This window comes from Hydrogenophilus hirschii (assembly GCF_054656675.1).
On record NZ_BAAHXQ010000001.1, the window covers coordinates 44,770 to 65,752 of the forward strand.

20 protein-coding genes are annotated in these 20,983 nt (G+C 61.7%); 15 read left to right on the forward strand and 5 right to left on the reverse strand.

The features are described from left to right. Positions 1-14 precede the first annotated feature (14 nt). The 9 genes from ngg to ACYQ4Z_RS00245 all read left to right on the forward strand — a co-directional run bounded on the left by ngg (position 15) and on the right by ACYQ4Z_RS00245 (position 11,336). The gene (gene ngg, locus ACYQ4Z_RS00205) at positions 15-1,757 is read left to right on the forward strand and encodes an N-acetylglutaminylglutamine synthetase (protein WP_459859725.1); all 1,743 of its coding nucleotides are present in this window, start codon (positions 15-17) and stop codon (positions 1,755-1,757) included. Between the two features lie 8 nt (positions 1,758-1,765). After that, complete coding sequence (locus tag ACYQ4Z_RS00210) at positions 1,766-2,932, forward strand: osmoprotectant NAGGN system M42 family peptidase (RefSeq protein ID WP_459859726.1); 1,167 nt, start codon at positions 1,766-1,768, stop codon at positions 2,930-2,932. A 106-nt stretch (positions 2,933-3,038) separates the two neighbouring features. Beyond that, the gene (locus ACYQ4Z_RS00215) at positions 3,039-4,985 is read left to right on the forward strand and encodes an AMP-dependent synthetase/ligase (RefSeq protein ID WP_459859727.1); all 1,947 of its coding nucleotides are present in this window, start codon (positions 3,039-3,041) and stop codon (positions 4,983-4,985) included. A gap of 13 nt (positions 4,986-4,998) precedes the next feature. Continuing rightward, positions 4,999-5,781, forward strand: coding sequence for an ABC transporter ATP-binding protein (locus ACYQ4Z_RS00220; RefSeq protein ID WP_119334336.1), 783 nt, complete (start codon positions 4,999-5,001; stop codon positions 5,779-5,781). Positions 5,782-5,799: 18 nt separating this feature from the next. Further along, positions 5,800-6,726, forward strand: coding sequence for a branched-chain amino acid ABC transporter permease (locus tag ACYQ4Z_RS00225; RefSeq protein ID WP_219973277.1), 927 nt, complete (start codon positions 5,800-5,802; stop codon positions 6,724-6,726). A gap of 12 nt (positions 6,727-6,738) precedes the next feature. After that, positions 6,739-7,806: a branched-chain amino acid ABC transporter permease gene (locus tag ACYQ4Z_RS00230; RefSeq protein WP_459859728.1), complete on the forward strand. Its 1,068-nt coding sequence runs from the start codon at positions 6,739-6,741 to the stop codon at positions 7,804-7,806. 72 nt (positions 7,807-7,878) lie between these two features. Beyond that, a complete protein-coding gene (locus ACYQ4Z_RS00235; RefSeq protein ID WP_459860449.1) occupies positions 7,879-9,213 on the forward strand; it encodes an ABC transporter substrate-binding protein in 1,335 nt (444 codons plus the stop codon). Further along, entirely contained in the window at positions 9,213-10,064 is an 852-nt protein-coding gene (locus tag ACYQ4Z_RS00240; RefSeq protein ID WP_231999995.1) for an ABC transporter ATP-binding protein, read from the forward strand. Before ACYQ4Z_RS00235 ends, ACYQ4Z_RS00240 begins: the two co-directional genes overlap by 1 nt. Positions 10,065-10,082: 18 nt before the next feature. Further along, on the forward strand, positions 10,083-11,336 hold the full coding sequence (locus ACYQ4Z_RS00245; RefSeq protein WP_459859729.1) for a phenylacetate--CoA ligase family protein: 1,254 nt from the start codon (positions 10,083-10,085) through the stop codon (positions 11,334-11,336). 27 nt (positions 11,337-11,363) lie between these two features. Here the strand turns inward: ACYQ4Z_RS00245 and ACYQ4Z_RS00250 are convergent, their stop codons facing one another. Both ACYQ4Z_RS00250 and ACYQ4Z_RS00255 read right to left on the reverse strand, forming a co-directional pair. After that, positions 11,364-11,663, reverse strand: coding sequence for a HigA family addiction module antitoxin (locus ACYQ4Z_RS00250; RefSeq protein WP_459859730.1), 300 nt, complete (start codon positions 11,661-11,663; stop codon positions 11,364-11,366). A 14-nt stretch (positions 11,664-11,677) separates the two neighbouring features. After that, on the reverse strand, positions 11,678-11,857 hold the full coding sequence (locus ACYQ4Z_RS00255; protein WP_219973282.1) for a type II toxin-antitoxin system RelE/ParE family toxin: 180 nt from the start codon (positions 11,855-11,857) through the stop codon (positions 11,678-11,680). On the opposite strand from ACYQ4Z_RS00255, the gene ACYQ4Z_RS00260 reads away from it, so the two are divergent. Next, positions 11,857-12,906 (forward strand): CaiB/BaiF CoA transferase family protein, encoded by a 1,050-nt coding sequence (locus ACYQ4Z_RS00260; RefSeq protein ID WP_459859731.1) that lies wholly within the window; start codon positions 11,857-11,859, stop codon positions 12,904-12,906. The two genes, ACYQ4Z_RS00255 and ACYQ4Z_RS00260, sit on opposite strands and share 1 nt — an antisense overlap. On the opposite strand, the gene ACYQ4Z_RS00265 is transcribed toward ACYQ4Z_RS00260, so the two are convergent. From ACYQ4Z_RS00265 to ACYQ4Z_RS00275, 3 genes are read right to left on the reverse strand one after another with little or no spacing between them, the layout of a single operon-like run. Continuing rightward, entirely contained in the window at positions 12,839-13,441 is a 603-nt protein-coding gene (locus ACYQ4Z_RS00265) for a PhaM family polyhydroxyalkanoate granule multifunctional regulatory protein (protein WP_219973284.1), read from the reverse strand. The genes ACYQ4Z_RS00260 and ACYQ4Z_RS00265 overlap by 68 nt on opposite strands. A 51-nt stretch (positions 13,442-13,492) precedes the next feature. Then, the gene (locus ACYQ4Z_RS00270; RefSeq protein ID WP_285615111.1) at positions 13,493-14,257 is read right to left on the reverse strand and encodes an enoyl-CoA hydratase/isomerase family protein; all 765 of its coding nucleotides are present in this window, start codon (positions 14,255-14,257) and stop codon (positions 13,493-13,495) included. 2 nt (positions 14,258-14,259) lie between these two features. Beyond that, positions 14,260-14,967 (reverse strand): GntR family transcriptional regulator, encoded by a 708-nt coding sequence (locus tag ACYQ4Z_RS00275; protein ID WP_219973286.1) that lies wholly within the window; start codon positions 14,965-14,967, stop codon positions 14,260-14,262. A 41-nt stretch (positions 14,968-15,008) separates the two neighbouring features. On the opposite strand from ACYQ4Z_RS00275, the gene ACYQ4Z_RS00280 reads away from it, so the two are divergent. From ACYQ4Z_RS00280 to ACYQ4Z_RS00300, 5 genes are all read left to right on the forward strand, one after another. After that, positions 15,009-15,365: a CidA/LrgA family protein gene (locus ACYQ4Z_RS00280; protein WP_217126849.1), complete on the forward strand. Its 357-nt coding sequence runs from the start codon at positions 15,009-15,011 to the stop codon at positions 15,363-15,365. Next, a complete protein-coding gene (locus ACYQ4Z_RS00285; RefSeq protein WP_217126848.1) occupies positions 15,362-16,093 on the forward strand; it encodes an LrgB family protein in 732 nt (243 codons plus the stop codon). Before ACYQ4Z_RS00280 ends, ACYQ4Z_RS00285 begins: the two co-directional genes overlap by 4 nt. 63 nt (positions 16,094-16,156) lie before the next feature. Next, complete coding sequence (scpA, locus tag ACYQ4Z_RS00290) at positions 16,157-18,379, forward strand: methylmalonyl-CoA mutase (RefSeq protein ID WP_219973287.1); 2,223 nt, start codon at positions 16,157-16,159, stop codon at positions 18,377-18,379. Positions 18,380-18,384: 5 nt separating this feature from the next. Beyond that, entirely contained in the window at positions 18,385-19,443 is a 1,059-nt protein-coding gene (gene meaB / locus ACYQ4Z_RS00295; RefSeq protein ID WP_459859732.1) for a methylmalonyl Co-A mutase-associated GTPase MeaB, read from the forward strand. 6 nt (positions 19,444-19,449) lie between these two features. Further along, positions 19,450-20,982: an acyl-CoA carboxylase subunit beta gene (locus ACYQ4Z_RS00300; protein ID WP_119334348.1), complete on the forward strand. Its 1,533-nt coding sequence runs from the start codon at positions 19,450-19,452 to the stop codon at positions 20,980-20,982. Position 20,983: the final 1 nt, after the last annotated feature.

The following is a 20,983-nucleotide window of genomic DNA, read 5'->3' on the forward strand; positions in this document are numbered from 1 at the left end:
GCGAAACGAGAGCGATGATGCGAGATCTGGTCAAACGGGCGCTGCGCGCGGCGCACACGCCCTACGCCACCAAACGGAAACGCAAATCCAACGCAACGTTCGAACGCGCCGAAAATGTTGCGATCCAATGCGGTTGGGGTCGCTTGTTGCTCGCGCCGACGTGGCAGGACGCTGGGACGTTGGCCCAAGCGCTTTTGCAGGAGGCCGAAGGGCAGCGCGATATCGCCATTTACGTCGCCGAGCCCCAGCGGGTGATCGCGCACGCGCCGCAACAGCTCTTCCTCGACCCCAGCGAATTCTGGCGGCTCAACCTGCAGACCTACCGGGCACCGCGGCGCGAAGCGCCACGCCCTTTCGGCTTGCGGCGACTGCGTACCCGTGCCGATATCGCTGCGATCAACACCCTATACCGCGCACGCGGGATGGTGCCGGTTTACCCGCAGATCGTGTGGGAATTGCGCCTGAGCCGAGCAGTGACTTACGCGCTTGCTGAAGACCGGGAAACGGGCGAAGTGATCGGGGTGGCGATGGGGCTCGATCACGTCGAAGCATTTGCCGACACCGAAAACGGCTCGAGCCTTTGGGCATTGGCGGTCGATCCGCAAACACCGCATCCGGGCGTGGGTGAAGCGTTGGTGCGTTACCTCGCGGAGCGTTTCCAGGCGCTGGGGCGCTCGTGGATGGACGTTTCTGTCCTTCACGACAACGACCAAGCGATCGCGCTCTATGAAAAGCTGGGGTTCGTGCGCATCCCCGCGTTTGCAGTGAAGCGCCGCAACGCGATCAATCAGCCGCTTTTCTTGGGTGAGGTGGTAGGGCTCAACCAACTCAACCCGTACGCGCGCATATTGGTCGACGAAGCGCTGCGCCGCGGCATCCACGTGGAAATCCTCGATGCCGAAAGCGGTTTTTTCCGGTTGACCCTGGGCGCCCGTTCGATCCTTTGCCGTGAATCGCTCTCAGAGCTGACCAGCGCGGTCGCGATGAGTCTGTGTCAGGACAAACGCCTCACGGCGCGGTGGCTGGCAAAAGCGGGGCTGCGGGTCCCCGAGCAGGTGGATGCGAACGATACCGCTGCTTGGCAGCGGTTGCTCACGCAATACGGTTCGGTCGTCGTGAAACCGGTCGACGGGGAGCAGGGGCACGGGATCAGCGTCGATCTGCGCAGCGAAAGCGAAGTGGCTGCGGCGATCGAACGGGCACGCCAATTCTCCGAGCGTGTCTTGGTCGAACAGTTTTGCCGCGGAGAAGACCTTCGTGTGGTGGTGATCGACGGCGAAGTGATCGCCGCCGCGTTGCGCCGTCCGCCAGTGATCGTCGGCGATGGTCGCCACACGGTTCGTGCGCTGATCGAACGCTACAACCGACGGCGGGCAGCGGCAACGGGCGGAGAGTCGCGCGTGCCGCTCGACGATGAGACGCGGCGCTGCTTGCGGGCGCAAGGATTCGATTGGGACGATGTCCCCGGGGTCGATGTGCGGCTCCTTGCGCGCAAAACCGCAAACCTTCACACCGGCGGGACGCTGCACGACGTGACCGCGCAGCTCCACCCCACATTGCGCGACGCCGCGGAGCGAGCCGCCCGCGCGTTGCAAATCCCGGTCACGGGTCTCGACTTTTTGGTCGATGCGCCTGATCAACCCAACTATGTCATCATCGAAGCGAACGAGCGTCCCGGGCTGGCGAACCACGAACCGCAACCGACGGCGCAGCGTTTCATCGACCTTCTGTTTCCCCAGACCCGGCAACGCCCCTAGGAGCTTGTGTGATCACCATCGACGAAACCTACTTGGAAGAGACCCTTTTACAACTGCTGGCGATCCCCAGCCCCGTCGGCTTGACCGACGAAGTGGTGCGTTATACCGCGCAGCGCTTCTCCGCGCTGGGGATTCCCTACGAATTGACGCGCCGGGGGGCGATTCGCGCTACGCTCACCGGCAAAGCACGCAAACCGGCATGTGCGGTGGTGGCGCACCTCGATACGCTGGGCGCGATGGTGCGCGCACTGAAACCGAACGGACGCTTGGCGATCGTGCCGATCGGTCACTGGTCCGCGCGGTTTTCCGAAGGGGCGCGTGTGACGATCTTTACCGACGATGGCAGGCAATTCCGTGGCACCTGCTTGCCGCTCAAAACATCGGGCCACGCGTTCGGGCCGGAAATCGACAGCCAGCCGGTTGGGTGGGAGCAGGTCGAGGTGCGTGTCGATATCCCGGCCGAGGATGGCAAAGCGCTCGAAGCCGCCGGGATCCAGGTGGGCGATTGGATCGCATTCGACCCACAGACCGAAGTCACGCCCACCGGCTACTATGTCTCGCGTTATCTCGACGACAAAGCGGCCGTCGCTGCATTGCTCACCGCGTGCAAAGCGGTGCAGGATCATGGGTTGGAATTACCCGTCGATGCCCATCCCTTATTGACGATCACGGAAGAGATCGGCTCGGGTGCCTCTGCGGCGCTTCACGGCGACATCGCCGAGATGGTAAGCCTGGATATCGCGATCGCCGCGCCTGGGCAAAACACCTCGGAACATGCGGTGACGATCTGTCTGCAAGACATGTCGGGACCGTTCGACTACCATCTGTCGCACAAATTGATCCGCTTGGCCAAAGCCAACGCGATCCCGCACCGCCGTGACCTCTTCAAGTACTACCGCTCCGATTCGGCGGCAGCGGTAGAGGCAGGGAACGACATCCGGACAGCGTTGATCGGTTTCGGCGCCGACGCGTCGCACGGCATCGAACGCACGCATCGCGACGCCTTGCATGCGCTCACCCGTTTGGTGGTTGCGTACTTGGTCAGCGACCCCGTGACGCCACGGGATGCCCAGTTGCTCGGCTCGCTCGATGGCTTCACACGGCAAATCGAGCCCGAAGAGCTGTCGATGCCGAACAATCCGCTGCCGGAACCGAAAGAGTTTTTGGGCGTTTGATACATTTCCGTTACATTTCAGAAAAACCGTTGTAACAATCGCGTGCGATGATTCCCTCTGAGCGAATTCCCGAACCGAACGTCGGGCGTGTGGAGGAGACACAACAATGACCATCGTACGCGGCGAAGCAGCGCCTCCGCTGCCTGCCGGGCTCGACACCTTCCCGCGGCTTTTGCGGCACCATGCCGAAGTGCGTGGTGCGCAGCCCGCGGTACGGGAAAAAGAGTACGGCATTTGGCAAACTTACACCTGGGCCGACTACTACCGCACCGCGCGCGCGATTGCGTGTGGTCTGGCTGAACTCGGGTTCAGGCGCGGTGACCGGCTCGCGATCATCGGGGACAACCGTCCGCGGCTCTACATGTCGATCGCCGCGTGTCAAATGCTCGGCGGCATCCCGGTGATGCTCTATCAGGACGCGATCGCGGAAGAGATCGCGTTCGTCTTGCAAGACGCCGAAATCAAGGTTGCGATCGTCGAAGATCAAGAGCAGGTGGATAAGCTCCTTGAGACCTTGGCGTCGACCCCTTCGCTCGAGAAGATCGTCTACGACGATCCGCGCGGGATGTTGCACTACGACCAGCCCCAACTGATGGGGCTCGACGAGCTGGTCGCCGCCGGCGAGATCCACGACCGCAACCAACCCGATTTCCTGAACAAGGAGATCGAAAAGGGTTCGACCGACGACGTTTCGGTGATGCTCTACACCTCCGGGACCACGGGCAAACCCAAGGGGGTGTGCCAGACCCACCGCGCGTTCATCTTTGCCGCAAACGGCGGGATCCATTTCGACCGCCTGACCGACCGCGAAGAGATCCTCTCCTACCTACCGATGGCGTGGGTTGGAGACCACCTCTTTTCGTATGCTCAGTCGCTGGTGGCCGGGTTTGCGATCAACTGTCCGGAATCGTCGGACACCGTGATGACCGACTTGCGCGAAATCGGGCCGACCTACTACTTCGCGCCGCCACGGATCTTCGAGGGGTTGCTCACCCAAGTGATGATCCGAATGGAAGACGCAAGTGCCATCAAACGCAAACTCTTCGACTACTTCATGGCGGTGGCACGGCGCTGTGGCGCCGAAATTCTGGAGAAGCGTCCGGTATCCCTCAAAGATCGTTTGCTCTACGCGCTGGGCGAAGTGTTGATCTACGGGCCGCTGCGCAACGTCCTGGGGATGTCGCGCATCCGGGTGGCCTATACCGCGGGCGCTGCGATCGGACCGGACCTCTTCAAATTCTTCCGCTCGATCGGGATCAACCTCAAACAGCTCTACGGGCAAACGGAGACGTGCGCCTACGTCTGTTTGCAGCCCGACGGCGAAATCAAGCTCGATGCGGTGGGGCGGCCGGCGCCAGGCGTCGAAATCAAGATCGCCGAGAACGGTGAAATCCGCGTGCGCGGGCCGATGACGCTGCAATCGTACTACCGCCGCCCCGACGCCACCGCCGAGGCGTTCGACGAAGAGGGCTTCTTCATGACCGGCGACGCCGGGTATATCGGTGAAGATGGCCAGTTGCGGATCATCGACCGCGCGAAAGACGTCGGCAAACTCAACGACGGCACCCTCTTTGCGCCCAACTACATCGAGAACAAGCTCAAGTTCTTCCCGCAGATCAAAGAGGCGGTGGCGTTCGGCAACGAACGCGATTACGTCGCGGCGTTCATCAACATCGACCTCGACGCGGTGGGTAACTGGGCGGAACGGCGCGGGTTGGCCTATTCCGGGTATACCGATCTCGCGCAGAAACCCGAAGTCTATGCGTTGATCGCCGAATGCGTCGCAAAGGTCAACGCCGACCTCGAAACCGACCCGATGATGAAAGGGGCGCGGATCCGCCGCTTCTTGATCCTGCACAAAGAGCTCGATGCCGACGATGGGGAATTGACGCGCACCCGTAAAGTGCGACGGCGGTTCATCGCCGAGAAGTACGCACCGCTCGTGACTGCGCTTTATAGCGACGTAACCGAGCAGTATATCGAGACCGAAGTGAAGTTCGAAGACGGGCGCAGCGGCAAGATTGCCGCAACGGTGCGCATCGCGGACGCGTAATCGGGAGAAGAAGATGGCGCGCACCATCGGCGACGTAATCCTGGATCTGCAGAATATCAGCCTCAGTTTCGGGGGCGTGAAAGCGCTCACCAACATCAGTTTCAACGTCCGGCAGGGGGAGATCCGTTCGATCATCGGGCCCAACGGCGCGGGAAAAAGCTCGATGCTCAACGTGATCAATGGCGTCTACCATCCGCAGGAGGGGCGGATCATCTTCATGGGCAAGGAGCGCCGCAAGATGAACCCGCACGAAGCGGCGGCGCAGGGAATCGCGCGGACGTTCCAGAACATCGCGCTCTTCAAGGGGATGACCGTGCTCGACAACATCATGACGGGCCGTAACCTCATGATGAAGCGCAATTTCCTGTGGAACGCGCTTTATTGGGGTCCCGCGCAGCGCGACGAAATCGCGCACCGCAAACGGGTGGAAGAGATCATCGATTTCCTGGAGATTCAGCACATTCGTAAGGTGCCGGTTGGGCGGCTTCCCTACGGCCTGCAAAAGCGCGTGGAACTGGCACGAGCGCTTGCCGCGGAGCCGAAACTCCTTTTGTTGGACGAGCCCATGGCGGGGATGAACGTCGAAGAGAAGCAGGACATGTGCCGCTTCATCCTCGACGTCAATGAGCAGTGGGGGACGACCATCGTCTTGATCGAACACGACATGGGCGTGGTGATGGACATTTCGGACCGTGTCGTCGTGCTCGACTACGGACGTAAGATCGGCGACGGCCTTCCCAACGAAGTGAAGAACGACCCCGAGGTGATCAAAGCCTATCTTGGCGCGGTCCACTGATAGCGGAAGGAGAGAACCGTGACCTTTTTCTTCGAAGTCTTGATTGCGGGCCTGTTGTCCGGGATGCTCTACGCGCTGGTGGCGCTCGGTTTCGTGTTGATCTTCAAAGCTTCCGGCGTCTTCAACTTCGCGCAGGGGGCGATGGTCTATTTCGCGGCGCTTACCTTCGTCGGCGTTGGCGAAAAGCTTCTCTTATGGTTCGGCTGGGCGCCGGGGTCGTTCGCCTCGTTCCTCGGGTCGCTCCTCGTGACACTCGCCGCGATGGTGGTGCTCGCGATCCTCATCGAGCGCTTCATGCTGCGCGGGTTGGTCAACCAGCCGCTCATCACGCTTTTCATGGCGACGATCGGGCTCACCTTCTTCATCGACGGGCTGGCGCAGCTCATCTGGGGGTCGAACGTGCGTGGACTGGATATCGGGATCGCCGATGAGCCGGTAATGTGGCTCCTCGATTCGGCGAACATGCTGGTTTCCAAATTCGACCTCACCGCTGCGGCGATCGCCGCAATCCTGGTTGCGGTGCTCACGGTCTTTTTCCAATACACCAAGACCGGACGGGCGCTGCGGGCGGTTGCCGACGACCACCAGGCGGCGCTGTCCATCGGAGTGCCGTTGGAGCGCATCTGGGTGATCGTCTGGGTCGCGGCTGGGGTGGTCGCGCTCGTGGCCGGATTGATCTGGGGGGCGCGCAACGGCGTGCAGTACGCGCTCTCCTTCACCGCGCTCAAGGCGTTGCCGGTGCTGATCCTGGGGGGCTTTACCTCGATCCCAGGCGCGATCGTCGGGGGGTTGATCATCGGGGCGTCGGAAAAACTCGCCGAGGTCTACCTCGGCCCCTATGTCGGTGGCGGAATCGACTCGTGGTTCCCCTACATCATGGCGTTGGCGTTCCTGTTGATTCGCCCCGAAGGGCTCTTTGGCGAAAAACACATCGACAGGGTGTGAGGAGAGAGACAAATGATTTATCGTGAGGCAGGGCAGTTCAAGGCGAGCTACGAAGCCGACATGCAGATCTTTCCGATCCGACAGGATCGGATCGCGATCGCGGCAATCGTACTCTTTGCGTTCGTCGGGGTGCCGCTCTTAGCCAGCGAATACTGGTTCCAAGCGATCATCACGCCGGCGCTCATCTTTTCCCTTGCGGCGCTGGGACTCAACATCCTCACCGGCTACGCGGGGCAGCTGTCGCTCGGTGCGGCGGGGTTCATGGCGGTGGGGGCGTTTGCTACCTACAACTTCATGTTGCGCATCGACGGCATGCCGTTCCTCGTCGCGATGATTTTGGGCGGCGTGTGCGCGGCGCTCGTGGGTATCGTGTTTGGTCTTCCTTCGCTGCGGATCAAAGGGTTCTACCTCGCGGTGGCGACACTTGCGGCCCAGTTTTTCATCCTCTGGGTGCTGGTGAAATTCCCGTGGTTTTCCAACTACTCGGCTTCCGGCGTGATCACGGCGCAGGAGATCGCCATCCTGGGGTGGACGGTCGACGAACCGGTCGAGAAGTACCTCCTCACGCTGGCGGTGGTGACGGTCTTGGCGCTCGCTGCGAAAAACATGGCGCGGACCCACACCGGTCGCGCGTGGATGGCGGTGCGGGATATGGACGTCGCCGCTGAGGTGATCGGCATTCCGCTGATGAAGACGAAACTGCAGGCGTTTGCGATCAGCTCGTTCTACTGCGGCGTTGCGGGTGCGATTTACGCCTATACCTACTTGGGAACGGTCGAACCGGAAGCGTTCAACCTCGACCTGTCGTTCAAGATCCTCTTCATGATCATCATCGGCGGGGTGGGAACCGTGTTGGGATCCTTCTTGGGGGCCGCGTTCATCACCCTGTTGCCGATCTTTCTCAACCAACTCTTTCACGCCCTGTTCGGGGATTCGCTGCCGCCCGCGTTTGCGTCCAACGTCGAACTGATGATTTTCGGTGGGCTGATCATCTTCTTCTTGATCGTCGAACCGCACGGGTTGGCGCGGCTGTGGCAGATTGGCAAAGAGAAGTTGCGGATTTGGCCATTCCCTCACTAAAATGGGTTTTTCGGGTTCGGCCCCGCTGGGGTCGGGCATTGTGTGTGTAGGTGGTAAAGGAGACAGAAGATGATGCGCATGCGCAGCAAATGGAAGAAAAGCGCGATGGTCGCGCTGGCAGTTGCCGGCCTTATGGGCAGCGGTGTCGGGCAAGCGCTCTCTGCAGAGCAGTACATGGGGCTACCCAGCTACCGCGTTGGCGCGTACGCCGCGGGGGGGTCTGGGATTTACGGCGGCTGGATCGACTACATGCAGATGATCAACGAGCGCGACGGCGGGGTGAATGGCGTCAAGCTCGTTTGGGAAGAGTGTGAAACCGAATACAACAACGCGCGTGGCGTCGAGTGCTACGAGCGGTTCAAGGCCAAAGGCAACATCTTCTTCTCACCGCTTTCCACCGGGATCACCTATTCGGTGCTCGATCGCGTCGCGCAGGACAAGATTCCGCTGGTGACCATCGGCTACGGCCGCTCCGACGCTGCCGATGGGCGGGTCTTCCCGTGGGTCTTCCCGCTCGTGACCCACTACTGGTCGCAGGCTTCGGCGATGATCAATTTCATCGGTAAAGAGAAGCTCGGCTCGATGGACCAGCTCAAAGGCAAGAAGATCGTGCTGCTCTACCACGACTCGGCATACGGGAAAGAGCCGCACGAAGTGCTCAAGCGCTTGTCGCAGAAGTGGGGCTTTGAGCTCGAGCTGATCCCGGTCGCGCACCCCGGGAACGAGCAGCAGTCGCAGTGGCTCCAAATCCGCCAAATTCGGCCTGACTTCGTGATCCTCTGGGGTTGGGGGGTGATGAACCCGACCGCGCTCTCCACCGCGAAACGGACGGGTTTCCCCATCGACAAGATCATCGGCGTCTGGTGGGCTGGCGCGGAAGAGGACGTGATTCCGGCGGGCAACGCGTCGACCGGTTACATCGCCGCTGGGTTCAACGCTGTGGGTGACCAGTATCCGGTGATTCAGGATATCAAGAAGTATGTCTATGCCAAAGGGAAAGGCAACCTCGATCCCAAGCGGGTCGGCAGCGTCTACTACAACCGCGGCGTGGTGCACGGCATCATCTACGTGGAAGCGGTACGCCTGGCGCAAGAGCACTTCAACAAGAAAGGGCGGCCGGTCACGGGCGAAGAGATCCGTTGGGCGCTCGAGCATCTGAACTTCACGCCGGAACGGCTGAAGCAGTTGGGCGCGGATGGTTTCTTGCCGGTGATGCAGACCTCTTGCATGGACCACGAAGGGGCTGGGCTGGTGAAATTCCAGCAGTGGGACGGCAGCAAGTGGAAGATGATCAGCGACTGGATCGTGCCGGACCGCGTGCTGGTACGCCAGCTCGTGGAAGAGTCGGCTGCGAAGTACGCGCAAGAAAAAGGCATCACGCCGCGTGATTGCAGCAAGGAGGGTTGATGATGAATCACGCCGCGGCCTCGGGTGCCGCGGCGGCGCAGGCCGCCGCAGCGCCCTACCTGGTGGTCAATAACGTCGAGGTGATCTACGACCACGTGATCCTGGTGCTCAAAGGGGTGTCGCTCGAGGTGCCCAAAGGCGGTATCGTCGCCCTCTTGGGCGCAAACGGAGCGGGCAAATCGACGACGCTCAAGACCATTTCGAATCTGTTGCGTGCCGAACGGGGTGATGTCACCAAAGGTTCGGTGGAGTTCATGGGCGAGCGAGTCGATCAACTCACCCCCAACGAACTGGTACGCCGCGGCGTGATCCAGGTGATGGAAGGGCGCCACTGCTTTGCGCACCTGACCATCGAAGAAAATTTGCTCACCGGCGCCTATACCCGCAAGGTTTCGCGCCGCGAGCTCGCCGAAGACCTGGAGCGGGTCTATCACTATTTCCCACGGTTGAAAGAGCGGCGGAAATCACAAGCGGGCTACACCTCTGGAGGCGAACAGCAGATGTGCGCGATCGGGCGTGCGCTCATGGCACGACCACAGCTGATTCTGCTCGACGAACCGTCGATGGGGTTGGCGCCGCAAATTGTCGAAGAGATTTTCGAGATCGTCCAAGATCTCAACACCAAAGAGAAGGTGAGTTTTCTCTTGGCCGAACAGAACACGATGGTTGCGCTTCGCTATGCGCAATTCGGCTACATCTTGGAAAACGGGCGGGTGGTGATGGAAGGCACCGCCGAAGAGTTGCGTGAAAACGAAGACGTGAAAGAGTTTTACCTGGGGCTTTCCGGCGAAGGCCGAAAGAGCTTCCGCGACGTGAAACACTATCGCCGCCGTAAGCGCTGGCTGGCATAAAAGCAAAGGATCGGTGCGATGACCGCAAACCACAGCCCCCTTTATTTCGACGATCGGGAAACCTGGGATCCGGAGCAGCGCGAACGCGACCTGTTTGCGCGCCTACCCGCGCAATTGGCGCATGCCAAAGCGCACGCGCCCGCGTTTGCCATGGTTCTTGCCGATGTCGACCCGCAGGCGGTCACCGACCGGGCGGCGCTTGCGCAGTTGCCGGTGGTGCGTAAGTCCGAACTGTTGGAGCGGCAGAAGGCGGCGCGCCCGTTTGGCGGATTCGCCGCGGTGCAGTGGGGGCGGTCGTGTCTGCGGGTCTTCGCGTCACCGGGCCCGATCTACGAACCCGAAGGGCCTCAACCCGATTACTACCGGTTGGCGCGCGCCCTTTGGGCGGCTGGGTTTCGTGAAGGGGATTTGGTGCACAACACCTTTGCGTACCACATGACACCCGCGGGCAGCATGATGGAGACCGCGGCGCACGCAATCGGCTGCACCGTCTTTCCGGCTGGAGTCGGACAAACCGAACTGCAGGTACAAGCGATTGCCGACCTGCAGCCCAACGCGTACACGGGTACGCCGTCGTTCCTGCGGATTCTGCGCGAAAAGTGCGAAGCGACGGGCGTGCCATGCACCTTCCGCAAAGCGCTCGTCTCCGGTGAGGCATTCCCGCCCGCGTTGCAACAGGAGCTCGCCGCCGCTGGGGTCGACGCGTACCAAGCATACGCCACCGCCGATATCGGGCTGATCGCGTACGAGACGGCGGCGCGTGCGGGGCTGGTGGTGGGTGAGGATCTCATCGTCGAAATCGTCCGTCCGGGTACGAACGAGCCGGTGCCCGAAGGTGAGGTGGGAGAGGTGGTCGTCACTACGCTCAACCCCACCTATCCGCTGATCCGCTTTGGTACCGGCGATCTCTCTGCGGTCATTCCCGGCCGGTCACCGTGCGGGCGGACCAACATGCGCCTCAAGGGGTGGCTGGGGCGCGCCGACCAGACCGCAAAAATCCGCGGGATGTTCGTCCATCCGGCGCAGGTGCAGCAGGTGGTGCGCCGCTTCCCGGAAATCACCCGTGCGCGGCTGGTCGTCACCAACCCAGACCTCAAAGACGAGATGACGCTGCAGTGTGAGACCGCGGGAGCCGTGCCTGACGGCTTGGGGGAACAGGTGGCGGTAGCGCTCAAGGAGATCACTAAATTGCGCGGCTCGGTCGCGTTCGTGCCTGCAGGGACGTTACCCAACGACGGCAAGGTGATCGACGATCAGCGGCGATATTCCTGAAACGCGTGCGTGATCGTCGATGACGAATCAGGAGTGGAGCAGCAATGGAATAGCGGCAAGCGCTTCGCCCTCGCGCCGCAACGCTTCTTCTTCATCGTACCGGCTCTGAAGCGTGAGCCAGAATTGCGCGGATGTATCGAACGCTTTTCCTAGGCGCAGCGCAATATCGGTGGTAATTGGCGCTTGGCGGGATAGGATGGCATTGAGTCGCTCAACTGAGACACCATTGGCGTGCGCCACGCATTCCGGTGTCAAACCCAAGGGCGCCAGAAACTCTTCCTGTAACACTTCACCAGGGTGAATGTTGGGCAACGGTTTTGTTTCCATCGTTCGTGTTCCATTTAGTGATAATCGCAGACTTCGACCGCTTCTGCGGCGCCATCGTTCCAAAGGACACAGAGGTGCCATTGCGCATTGATGCGAATGCTCCATTGCCCTTCGTGTATGTTGGGCGGAAGACGGCGAGATCGCGTCCCACGCCAGACTTTTTCGGTTTCTTCGTCGGCAAAGGAACGAATCATTGAAAAAGCATAACACACTTCCCTGGTTGTCCGGTTGGCGCATCCTCGACCTTTCGCTGCTCCTGCCCGGCCCGTTTGCGTCGTGGCGGCTTGCGCAGATGGGCGCTGAGGTGGTGAAGATCGAACCGCCCACAGGAGACGGCGCGGCGCAGTTGGGTGTGGCAACGGATTCCGCGGATGCTGCGCCCTCGTGGTTCTATCGCCTGCTCAACCACGGCAAGACGGTGGTTTCGCTCGACCTCAAAAGTGCCGCCGGGCGCGACGCATTGCTGGCGGAAGTGGCGAAGAGCGACGCGGTGCTCGAAGGGTTTCGACCCGGGACGCTCGCCCGTTTGGGGGTCGCTCCTGAGACGCTGTGGGCGGTCAATCCGCAACTGGTGATCGTTTCGATCACCGGGTTTGCCAGCGACGGGCCGCTCGCTCCCTACGCGGGGCACGACCTTACCTACCAGGCTTGGACCGGGTTACTCCAACCACACGGTAACGCCAGCGGATGTGCGGAGACGCCGGCGTGGTCGAACGTGCAAATCGCCGACCTCTTTGCTGGCGCGATGCATGCGGCGCTCGCGCTGGTTGCCGCCGTTCACCAGGCGCGCGCGACCGGGAAGGGCTGCCACATCGAAGTTCCGATGTGCGAAACGCTCCTTGCTTCCGCCCCGTTTGCGTTGGCAGAAGCCATCCAGCCGCCCGCGCAACGGGGCTTACTTCTGGGCGCAGTGCCCTGTTACGCCGTCTATCGTTGTGCCGATGGGCGCTATTTGGCTGTCGGGGCGCTCGAAACCAAATTTTGGCGGCGCTTTTGCGAAGCGCTCGATCACCCGCAATGGGTGCCGCACCAATTCGACCGCAGCGGCGAAACCCACCGTGCCGTCGCAGCGGTGGTCGGTTCCAAACCGCAAGTGGCGTGGCGCGAGCAGCTGGTGCCGCTCGACTGCTGCGTGGCACCCGTGCTGTCGATCGATGAGGCCAAAGCGTTTTTCGCTACCTGCTTCGACCCTCTGAACCACTTTCCCCAGTTCCCGCTGCGGGCGCGCTCTTGCGCTTCGTAGTCCGCTTCCGTTTCGTGGGTTTCGTGGTGGTTGCTTCGGCGTTTTGTTGATCCGCACCAGTTGTCGCGTGCGCGGACGTGGTAGAAGCGGCGTCCGCACTGGGACCGGTTGCAGCGCTTGCCATCGCCTGGGTGGTGTTGTCCCACCACGCCTTCATCAGCTCGAAGGGGTTAGGAATCGGCGGGGTTTGCGTATCGCCCGTGTCAGTCGTTTGTGGCGCTGCTGCTTTGGCGGCGTGGGCAGACGCAGTTGAGGATGGCGCTGTTGCCTCCGGCGCTGGCGCTTGTTGCCAGTTCTGGTTCATCTCCTGCCACGCGGCTACCGCGGCACGCTGCATTTCGAGCGACTGCCGCATCATCTGCACGCTGGAGAGGTTCATTTGTAACCACCCCTCGACGGTGCGGTATTCACGAATGCGCCGGTCGAGCTCGTCGAGGTCGAGCGTGGGTACCGCAAAACCGGGAAGCGGCAGTGAAGGCGCTTGCTTCATCCACTGTTGCCACCAGGCGAACGGGTCGGTGTGCGCGGCAGTCATGGCGTCTCCTCCTGGGTTGGGTGATAAACCCATTGTAGCAAGGACGCGCGCTCATGTTTGACCCAAAAACCGCCGCAACAGCGCCCAATGCTCCGGATCGTCCACCCAGAGAAGCCCTTGTTGTCGCTCCTCTTCGCTCAGCGGCGCGGGATTCTGCGTCAAGCGCGCCAACCACGCTTTGTGTGCGGCTACCGCCCGGTGGGGGCGTGCCGCGATCCGTTCGGCAGCAGCGCGGGCTACGGTCAATGCGGAACCCGGGGCGACGCTATCGGTGACGACCCCAGCAGCCACCAGCGACGCCGTCGGCAGCAACGCCCCTTCCAACAACATCCGCGCGAGCAGCGCGCGGGGCAGGCGCGGCGCGATCAATTCCATTTCACCTGGATAGACCGCAAAGCCAAGTTGCGCAACCGGTGCGCCGAAACGGGCGTTTTCTGCGGCGACGATCCAGTCACAGAGAAGCGCGATCTCCAGCCCACCACCGACGCACGCACCCTCCACCGCCGCGATCACTGGCTTTGGGCAGTCGCGAATGGCAAGCAACGCCGGACGCACCGCCCCTTCGTGGTACGCTGCGGCGCGGGCTCGGTTGGCGCGCACGATCGGGAATTCGCTGAGGTCGCCGCCTGCGGCGAAATCCCCGTCTGCGCCGGTGATGACAATCGCCCCTACCGCGTCGTCGTTGGCGAGTTCGGCAAAGTGCGCGGCGAGCTGCCGCCACATCGCTTCGTTGATCGCGTTCTTTTTCCTAGGGTGCGCGAGCGTGACGATCGCAACGCCGCACGCGTCACGCTGAGGTATCACGGTGCCGTGCATCGCTAAGGGCTTGCCTGTTCCGGTAGGGGCGCTGCCGCAGGCGCTGCGGGCTCCGTTCGCGCTGCAGCCTGGATCGCGGCGCGACCATGGGTGAGGTGTTCGCGCATCAACCGTTCGCTGGCCGCGCTGTCGCCGGCAAGGAGCGCTTGCAACAACGCACGGTGCTCTCCCAGACTCTGTTCTAGCCGACCACTGCTGAAGAGCGATTGGTGGCGCGAGAGTTTGATCTTCTGGCGCAGGTCTTCGATCGTGGCAAGCAGCCAGCGGTTGTCGGCCAGACGTTGGACTTCACGGTGAAACGCCTGGTTGGCGTCGAAAAAGCCGTCGATGTCTTGCGCGCGAAAGGCCGCTTCGAGCTGTTCGTGCAGTTGCTTCAGGCGCGCTTTGGCTCTTTCGTCGATGCGTTCGGCGGCAAGCCGCGCCGCGTGGCCTTCCAAGAGGATCAACACCGAGAAGATGTCGTCGAGATCTTTGTCGGAAATCTGGGTGACGAACGAACCGCGGCGCGGAGCGAGGGTGACGAGACCCTCTGCAGCCAGCACTTTGAGCGCTTCCCGCACCGGGGTGCGCGAGATGCCCAATTCGGCTGCGATCACTTGTTCGTCGATCCACTGTCCCGGCGCCAATTCATGGCGAAAGATGCGCTGCCGCAGTCGGTCGGCAACTTCTTGATAGAGGGCCTTGCGGGTGATGGGTAGGGTATCGTTCATGTTGGTGTATCTTATCATGCGGTACGTACGGAGAAAGGGTGATGTTGCTCGCTTTTTTCTGGTTGTTTGCCCTTCAGCTGCTGGGTGAGGTCATCGTTCGTCTCCTTCATCTTCCTGTGCCTGGTCCGGTGTTGGGAATGGCGTTTCTGGCTTTGTTGTTCAGCTACCGGGCACGATGGTTCCAGTCGGTCAAACCGGTTGCCGCGGGGCTGCTCTCCCATCTTTCCTTGCTGTTCGTTCCCGCAGGGGTCGGTTTGATGGTGCATGGCGAAATGCTGCTTGCGGTCGGCTGGAAGCTGTTGCTGGTGTTGGTGTTGAGCACGGTTTTTGGTTTGTTGGCGTGCGCGGCGGTCATTCGCGTGGGGACGTATTTTGTGGCGGACGAAAGGAAGCGATGATGCCTGCTGTTATCTCCGATCTCTGGGTCTATCTGGCCGCATCGCCGTTGTCGTGGCTGACCGCGACCTTGGCCGCCTATTTGGTGGCGCTGCGTGTCTCGCGTTTGGCACGGGATCATCCGTTGGCCAATCCCGTTGCGATCGCCGTTTTGTTGTTGATCGCGGTTTTGGCCGCAGTGCAGGTGCCCTACCGCGAATATTTCGCAGGTGCTCAGTTCATCCATTTTCTTTTGGGCCCCGCCACGGTGGCATTGGGCGTTTCGCTTGCGGAGCAGATGCCTTTGTTGCGCCGTCATTGGTTGCTCCTCTCTTGTGCCTTGTGTGTTGGGGTGGTCGTGGCAGCGGGAAGTGCCCTCGTTTTGGGCGGCTTGTTGGGTCTGGAAGAGGTGGCTTTGGTTTCGCTGGCGCCGAAATCGACGACGAGCCCGGTGGCGATGGCAATTGCCGAATCCTTGGGGGGTATTCCTTCGTTGACTGCTGCGTTGGTGGTCACGACCGGGATCTTGGGTGCGATGATCGGACCGCCGTTGCTCAAACTGAGCGGCGTGAAGGACCCCACGTTTGCGGGGTTTGTCCTGGGTACGGTTGCCCACGGCATCGGTACGGCGCGCGCATTCCAAATCGATGCCCGTATGGGTGCATTCAGTGGGTTGGCCATGGCGTTGGCGACTTTGGCAAATGCCATCATCGTCCCCTGGCTGTGGGCCATCTATCAAATGGTGCGGTGATCATCATAGCGTAATTATGAATTATAATTGCCCGTCACGGGCCAAGACCAGGGAGCCAGGAAGATGAAAGCACAGCGCGAGCGGTTGTCGATCGACTTCGAAAACGCGCCCGAATATCCTAAAGTCACCTTTGCGGACTGGGCGAAAGCCGCGGAAAAACAGGTCAAGAAGCAGAACCCGGACGCCGGATTGGACAGTCTCGTGTGGCATACGCCGGAAGGGATAGCGGTGCGACCGCTCTACACGCGCGCTGACCTCGATCGCTTGCCCCATGCCGATACGTTGCCCGGTTTCGAGCCGTTCATCCGCGGGCCGCAGCCGACGATGTACACGGTAAAGCCGTGGACGATCCGGCAGTACGCCGGCTTTTCCACCGCGGAGGAGTCGAACGCGTTCTACAAAAAAGCGCTTGCCGCCGGGGGGCAAGGGATTTCGGTTGCGTTCGACCTGCCGACCCACCGCGGTTACGACTCGGATAATCCGCGCGTCGTGGGGGACGTGGGGAAAGCCGGCGTGGCGATCGATTCGGTCGAGGATATGAAGATCCTTTTCGACGGCATCCCGCTCGACAAGGTGTCGGTTTCGATGACGATGAACGGCGCGGTTCTGCCGATCCTGGCCGGGTACATCGTCGCGGCCGAAGAGCAAGGGGTGCGGCAGGATCAGCTCTCCGGGACGATCCAAAACGACATCCTCAAAGAGTTCATGGTGCGCAACACCTACATCTATCCGCCTGAGCCGTCGATGCGGATCGTCGCGGACATCATCGCTTATACCGCCGAGCACATGCCGAAGTTCAATTCGATTTCGATCTCCGGTTACCACATCCAGGAGGCGGGGGCAGATCAGGCAACGGAGCTCGCTTTCACCCTGGCCGACGGGATGGAGTACGTGCGCGCGGCAGTGTCGCGCGGGCTCGACATCGACCAATTCGCCGGGCGGCTGTCGTTCTTCTTCGCGATCGGAATGAACTTCTATCTGGAGATCGCGAAGCTGCGCGCTGCGCGCTACCTCTGGTGGCGGATCATGAAGGGTTTCGGCGCGAAGCATCCGCGGTCGATGATGTTGCGCACCCACTGTCAGACGTCGGGTTGGTCGCTCACCGCGCAGGATCCGTACAACAACATCATTCGCACCACCATCGAAGCGATGGCGGCAGTCTTCGGCGGTACACAGTCGTTGCACACCAACGCGCTGGATGAGGCGATCGCGCTGCCCACGGAATTTTCCGCACGGATCGCGCGCAACACGCAGATCATCTTGCAAGAAGAGACCCACATCACCAACGTGATCGATCCGTGGGGCGGCTCCTACTTCATGGAGTCGCTCACGCAGGAGATGATCGACAAAGCGTGGGCGCTCATCCAAGAGATCGAGGCGATGGGCGGGATGACCGAAGCGGTGGCGTCTGGCTGGGCGAAGATGAAAGTAGAGGAGTGCGCCGCGGCGAAGCAGGCGCGGATCGACGCCGGGCTCGATGCCATTGTCGGTGTGAACAAATACCGCTTGGAAAAGGAGGACCATCCGGTCGAAGTGCTCGAAATCGACAACCGCGCGGTGCGGGAAAAGCAGATCGCTCGCTTGCAGCAGTTGCGTGCCACGCGCGACAACGCCCGGGTACAGGCGGCGTTGGCGGCGCTCACCGAATGTGCGCGAACGGGCGAAGGAAACCTCTTGGCGCTTGCGGTCGAAGCGATTCGCGCCCGCGCCACCGTCGGAGAGGTTTCGGATGCGCTGGAAGCGGTGTGGGGGCGGTATCATGCCAACCCACAAGCGGTTTCGGGAGTCTACAGTCAAGTGGCGGAGCAGATGCCGGAGTGGCAGGCGTTGCAGCGGGAGATCGAAGCGTTCGTTGCCGAAGAGGGGCGGCGGCCGCGCGTGATGATCGCCAAACTGGGGCAAGACGGCCACGACCGCGGCGCCAAAGTGGTGGCGTCTGCGTTTGCCGACCTGGGGTTCGACATCGACATCGGCCCGATGTTCCAAACCCCGGAAGAGGCGGCGCGTCACGCGGTGGAGAACGATGTCCACGCAATCGGGGTCAGTACCTTGGCAGCGGGCCACAAAACGCTCGTGCCGGCGCTCATCGAAGCGCTCAAGGCGCTGGGTGCCGACGATATCGTCGTCTTCGTGGGCGGCGTGATTCCGGAGCCCGATTACCCCTTCCTCTATGAGGCCGGGGCGAAAGCGATCTTTGGCCCAGGTACGCCCATTCCGGAAGCGGCAAAGCGGGTGCTCGCGGAAATTCGCGCAGCGCGTGCGTTGGACCGCAGCCGCGACGCGTGATCGTCATGATGCTTTCGGAAACGGCAGCAGTGGCGGCGCAGCCCGTCTCAGTTGCGCAAGCGCTTCGCTCCGATGCCGACCAGCGGCTCTACGACGGTGTGCTGCGTGGGGAATTGCGCGCGCTGGCGAAAACGATCACGTTGATCGAATCGCAGCGCCCGGACCATCGGGCACGCGCGGAGCAGCTCATTCAGGTCTTGCTCCCGCACGCGGGCCATGCCGTGCGGTTGGGCATTTCGGGCGTCCCGGGGGTGGGGAAGTCGACCTTCATCGAAGCGCTGGGTTTGCACCTCATCGAGGCTGGGCATCGCGTAGCGGTGCTGGCGGTTGACCCCAGCTCCAGCGTTTCGGGTGGGTCGATCTTGGGCGACAAAACCCGGATGGAGCGGTTGAGCCAAGACCCGCGGGCGTTCATCCGCCCGAGTCCCGCCGGGCAGTCGCTGGGGGGGGTCGCGGAACGCACCCGTGAAGCGATCCTGGTGGTCGAAGCGGCCGGCTACGACGTGGTGATCGTCGAAACCGTCGGCGTCGGTCAGAGCGAGACCGCCGTTGCCAACATGACCGACGTCTTTGCGCTCCTGCAATTGCCCAATGCGGGCGACGAATTGCAGGGGATCAAGAAGGGGATCATGGAGCTCGCCGACGTGATCGCCGTGAACAAGGCCGACGTCGATGCGAAAGCGGCAGCGCGCGCGAAAAGCCAGCTCGAAGTGGCGCTGCACCTGATGCGCCCCACTTACCCCGATTGGCGGGTACCCGTGTTGCTCACGTCGGCACGCACCGGAGAAGGGGTAGCGGAATTTTGGGAGACCGTGATGCGGTTGTGGCAAATGCTCGCCGACGACGGGCGGTTAGCGGCAAAACGGCAGCGGCAAGCGCAGGCCTGGTTGTGGGAGGCGATCGACGCCGAACTCAAACGGTGGTTTCGGGCGCATCCCAACGTGCGCGCAGCGCTTCCCGATGTGGAAGTAGCGGTGGCCGCGGGCAGGAGCGCGCCGATTTGGGCGGCGCGCCAATTGTTGGCGGCAGCCGGTGTCGATCGAATGAGACAACACAAGGAGTGACGCTTCATGCAAGCGATTCTGGAACAACTGGAAGCGAAGCGCCAACAGGCGCTTCTGGGTGGTGGCGAAAAACGGATCGCCGCGCAACATAAGAAAGGCAAATTGACCGCGCGCGAGCGCCTTACGCTGCTGCTCGATCCTGGCAGCTTCGAAGAGTGGGATATGTTCAAAGAGCACCGGTGCACCGATTTCGGCATGGATGCCGAACATGTCCCAGGCGACGGCGTGGTCACCGGTTACGGCACGATCCACGGGCGGCTCGTGTTTGTCTTCAGCCAAGATTTCACCGTGTACGGCGGTTCGCTTTCGGAGGCGCACGCCGAAAAGATCTGCAAAATCATGGATCAGGCGATGAAAGTGGGCGCGCCGGTGATCGGCCTCAACGATTCGGGCGGGGCGCGCATTCAGGAGGGGGTCGCCTCGTTGGGCGGCTATGCCGAGGTCTTCCAGCGCAACGTGCTTGCGTCTGGCGTCATCCCGCAGATTTCCCTCATCATGGGGCCCTGTGCGGGAGGGGCGGTCTATAGCCCGGCGATGACCGATTTCATCTTCATGGTCAAGGATACTTCCTATATGTTCGTTACCGGCCCTGACGTCGTCAAGACGGTGACCCATGAAGAGGTAACCGCAGAAGAGCTCGGTGGCGCGGTGACCCACACCACCAAATCGGGCGTTGCCGACGCGGCGTTCGAAAACGACATCGAAGCGCTGTTGCAACTGCGCCGCTTTTTCGATTTCCTTCCGCTCAACAACCGCGAAAAAGCGCCGGTACGGACAACGCAGGACGATCCGGAACGGCGCGACGATTCGCTCGACACCTTGGTGCCGGAAAACCCCAACCAGCCCTACGACATGAAAGAGCTCATCGTCAAGGTGGTCGACGAGGGGGACTTCTTCGAGCTGCAGCCCGATTATGCGAAAAACATCATCATCGGCTTTGGCCGCATCAATGGGCAGACGGTTGGCGTAGTGGCGAATCAGCCGATGGTGCTCGCGGGGTGCCTCGACATCAAGAGTTCGATCAAGGCGGCGCGGTTTGTCCGTTTCTGCGACGCATTCCATATTCCGATCGTCACCTTCGTCGACGTACCCGGGTTCCTGCCCGGGACCGCGCAGGAGTATGGCGGCATCATCAAGCACGGCGCGAAACTTCTTTTCGCCTATGCCGAAGCGACGGTGCCCAAGGTGACCGTGATCACCCGCAAAGCCTACGGTGGGGCGTACGACGTGATGGCGTCGAAGCACCTGAGAGGCGACGTGAACCTGGCTTGGCCCACTGCGGAGATCGCGGTGATGGGGCCGAAAGGGGCGGTGGAGATCATCTTCCGTTCCGAGAAAAACGATCCGGAACGGATCGCGGCGCGCGAAGCGGAATACAAAGCGAAATTCGCCAATCCGTTCGTTGCGGCGCACCGCGGCTTCATCGACGACGTGATCATGCCACACGCCACGCGCGCCCGCATCAGCCGGGCGCTGGCGATGCTCGAGACAAAAGTGCTCGAAAACCCGTGGCGCAAACACAACACGATGCCGCTCTAAC

Coding starts and splice junctions, on each gene's coding strand:
- ACYQ4Z_RS00265 (WP_219973284.1), bottom strand. CDS start 13,441: ATGACTGCCGCGCACACCGACCCGTTCGCCTGGTGGCAACAGTGGATG.
- ACYQ4Z_RS00250 (WP_459859730.1), bottom strand. CDS start 11,663: ATGGAAACAAAACCGTTGCCCAACATTCACCCTGGTGAAGTGTTACAG.
- ACYQ4Z_RS00275 (WP_219973286.1), bottom strand. CDS start 14,967: ATGAACGATACCCTACCCATCACCCGCAAGGCCCTCTATCAAGAAGTT.
- ACYQ4Z_RS00215 (WP_459859727.1), top strand. CDS start 3,039: ATGACCATCGTACGCGGCGAAGCAGCGCCTCCGCTGCCTGCCGGGCTC.
- ACYQ4Z_RS00255 (WP_219973282.1), bottom strand. CDS start 11,857: ATGATTCGTTCCTTTGCCGACGAAGAAACCGAAAAAGTCTGGCGTGGG.
- ACYQ4Z_RS00285 (WP_217126848.1), top strand. CDS start 15,362: ATGATGCCTGCTGTTATCTCCGATCTCTGGGTCTATCTGGCCGCATCG.
- ACYQ4Z_RS00235 (WP_459860449.1), top strand. CDS start 7,879: ATGCGCATGCGCAGCAAATGGAAGAAAAGCGCGATGGTCGCGCTGGCA.
- ACYQ4Z_RS00240 (WP_231999995.1), top strand. CDS start 9,213: ATGATGAATCACGCCGCGGCCTCGGGTGCCGCGGCGGCGCAGGCCGCC.
- ACYQ4Z_RS00300 (WP_119334348.1), top strand. CDS start 19,450: ATGCAAGCGATTCTGGAACAACTGGAAGCGAAGCGCCAACAGGCGCTT.
- ACYQ4Z_RS00220 (WP_119334336.1), top strand. CDS start 4,999: ATGGCGCGCACCATCGGCGACGTAATCCTGGATCTGCAGAATATCAGC.
- ACYQ4Z_RS00270 (WP_285615111.1), bottom strand. CDS start 14,257: ATGCACGGCACCGTGATACCTCAGCGTGACGCGTGCGGCGTTGCGATC.
- ACYQ4Z_RS00245 (WP_459859729.1), top strand. CDS start 10,083: ATGACCGCAAACCACAGCCCCCTTTATTTCGACGATCGGGAAACCTGG.
- meaB (WP_459859732.1), top strand. CDS start 18,385: ATGATGCTTTCGGAAACGGCAGCAGTGGCGGCGCAGCCCGTCTCAGTT.
- ACYQ4Z_RS00280 (WP_217126849.1), top strand. CDS start 15,009: ATGTTGCTCGCTTTTTTCTGGTTGTTTGCCCTTCAGCTGCTGGGTGAG.
- ngg (WP_459859725.1), top strand. CDS start 15: ATGATGCGAGATCTGGTCAAACGGGCGCTGCGCGCGGCGCACACGCCC.
- ACYQ4Z_RS00230 (WP_459859728.1), top strand. CDS start 6,739: ATGATTTATCGTGAGGCAGGGCAGTTCAAGGCGAGCTACGAAGCCGAC.
- scpA (WP_219973287.1), top strand. CDS start 16,157: ATGAAAGCACAGCGCGAGCGGTTGTCGATCGACTTCGAAAACGCGCCC.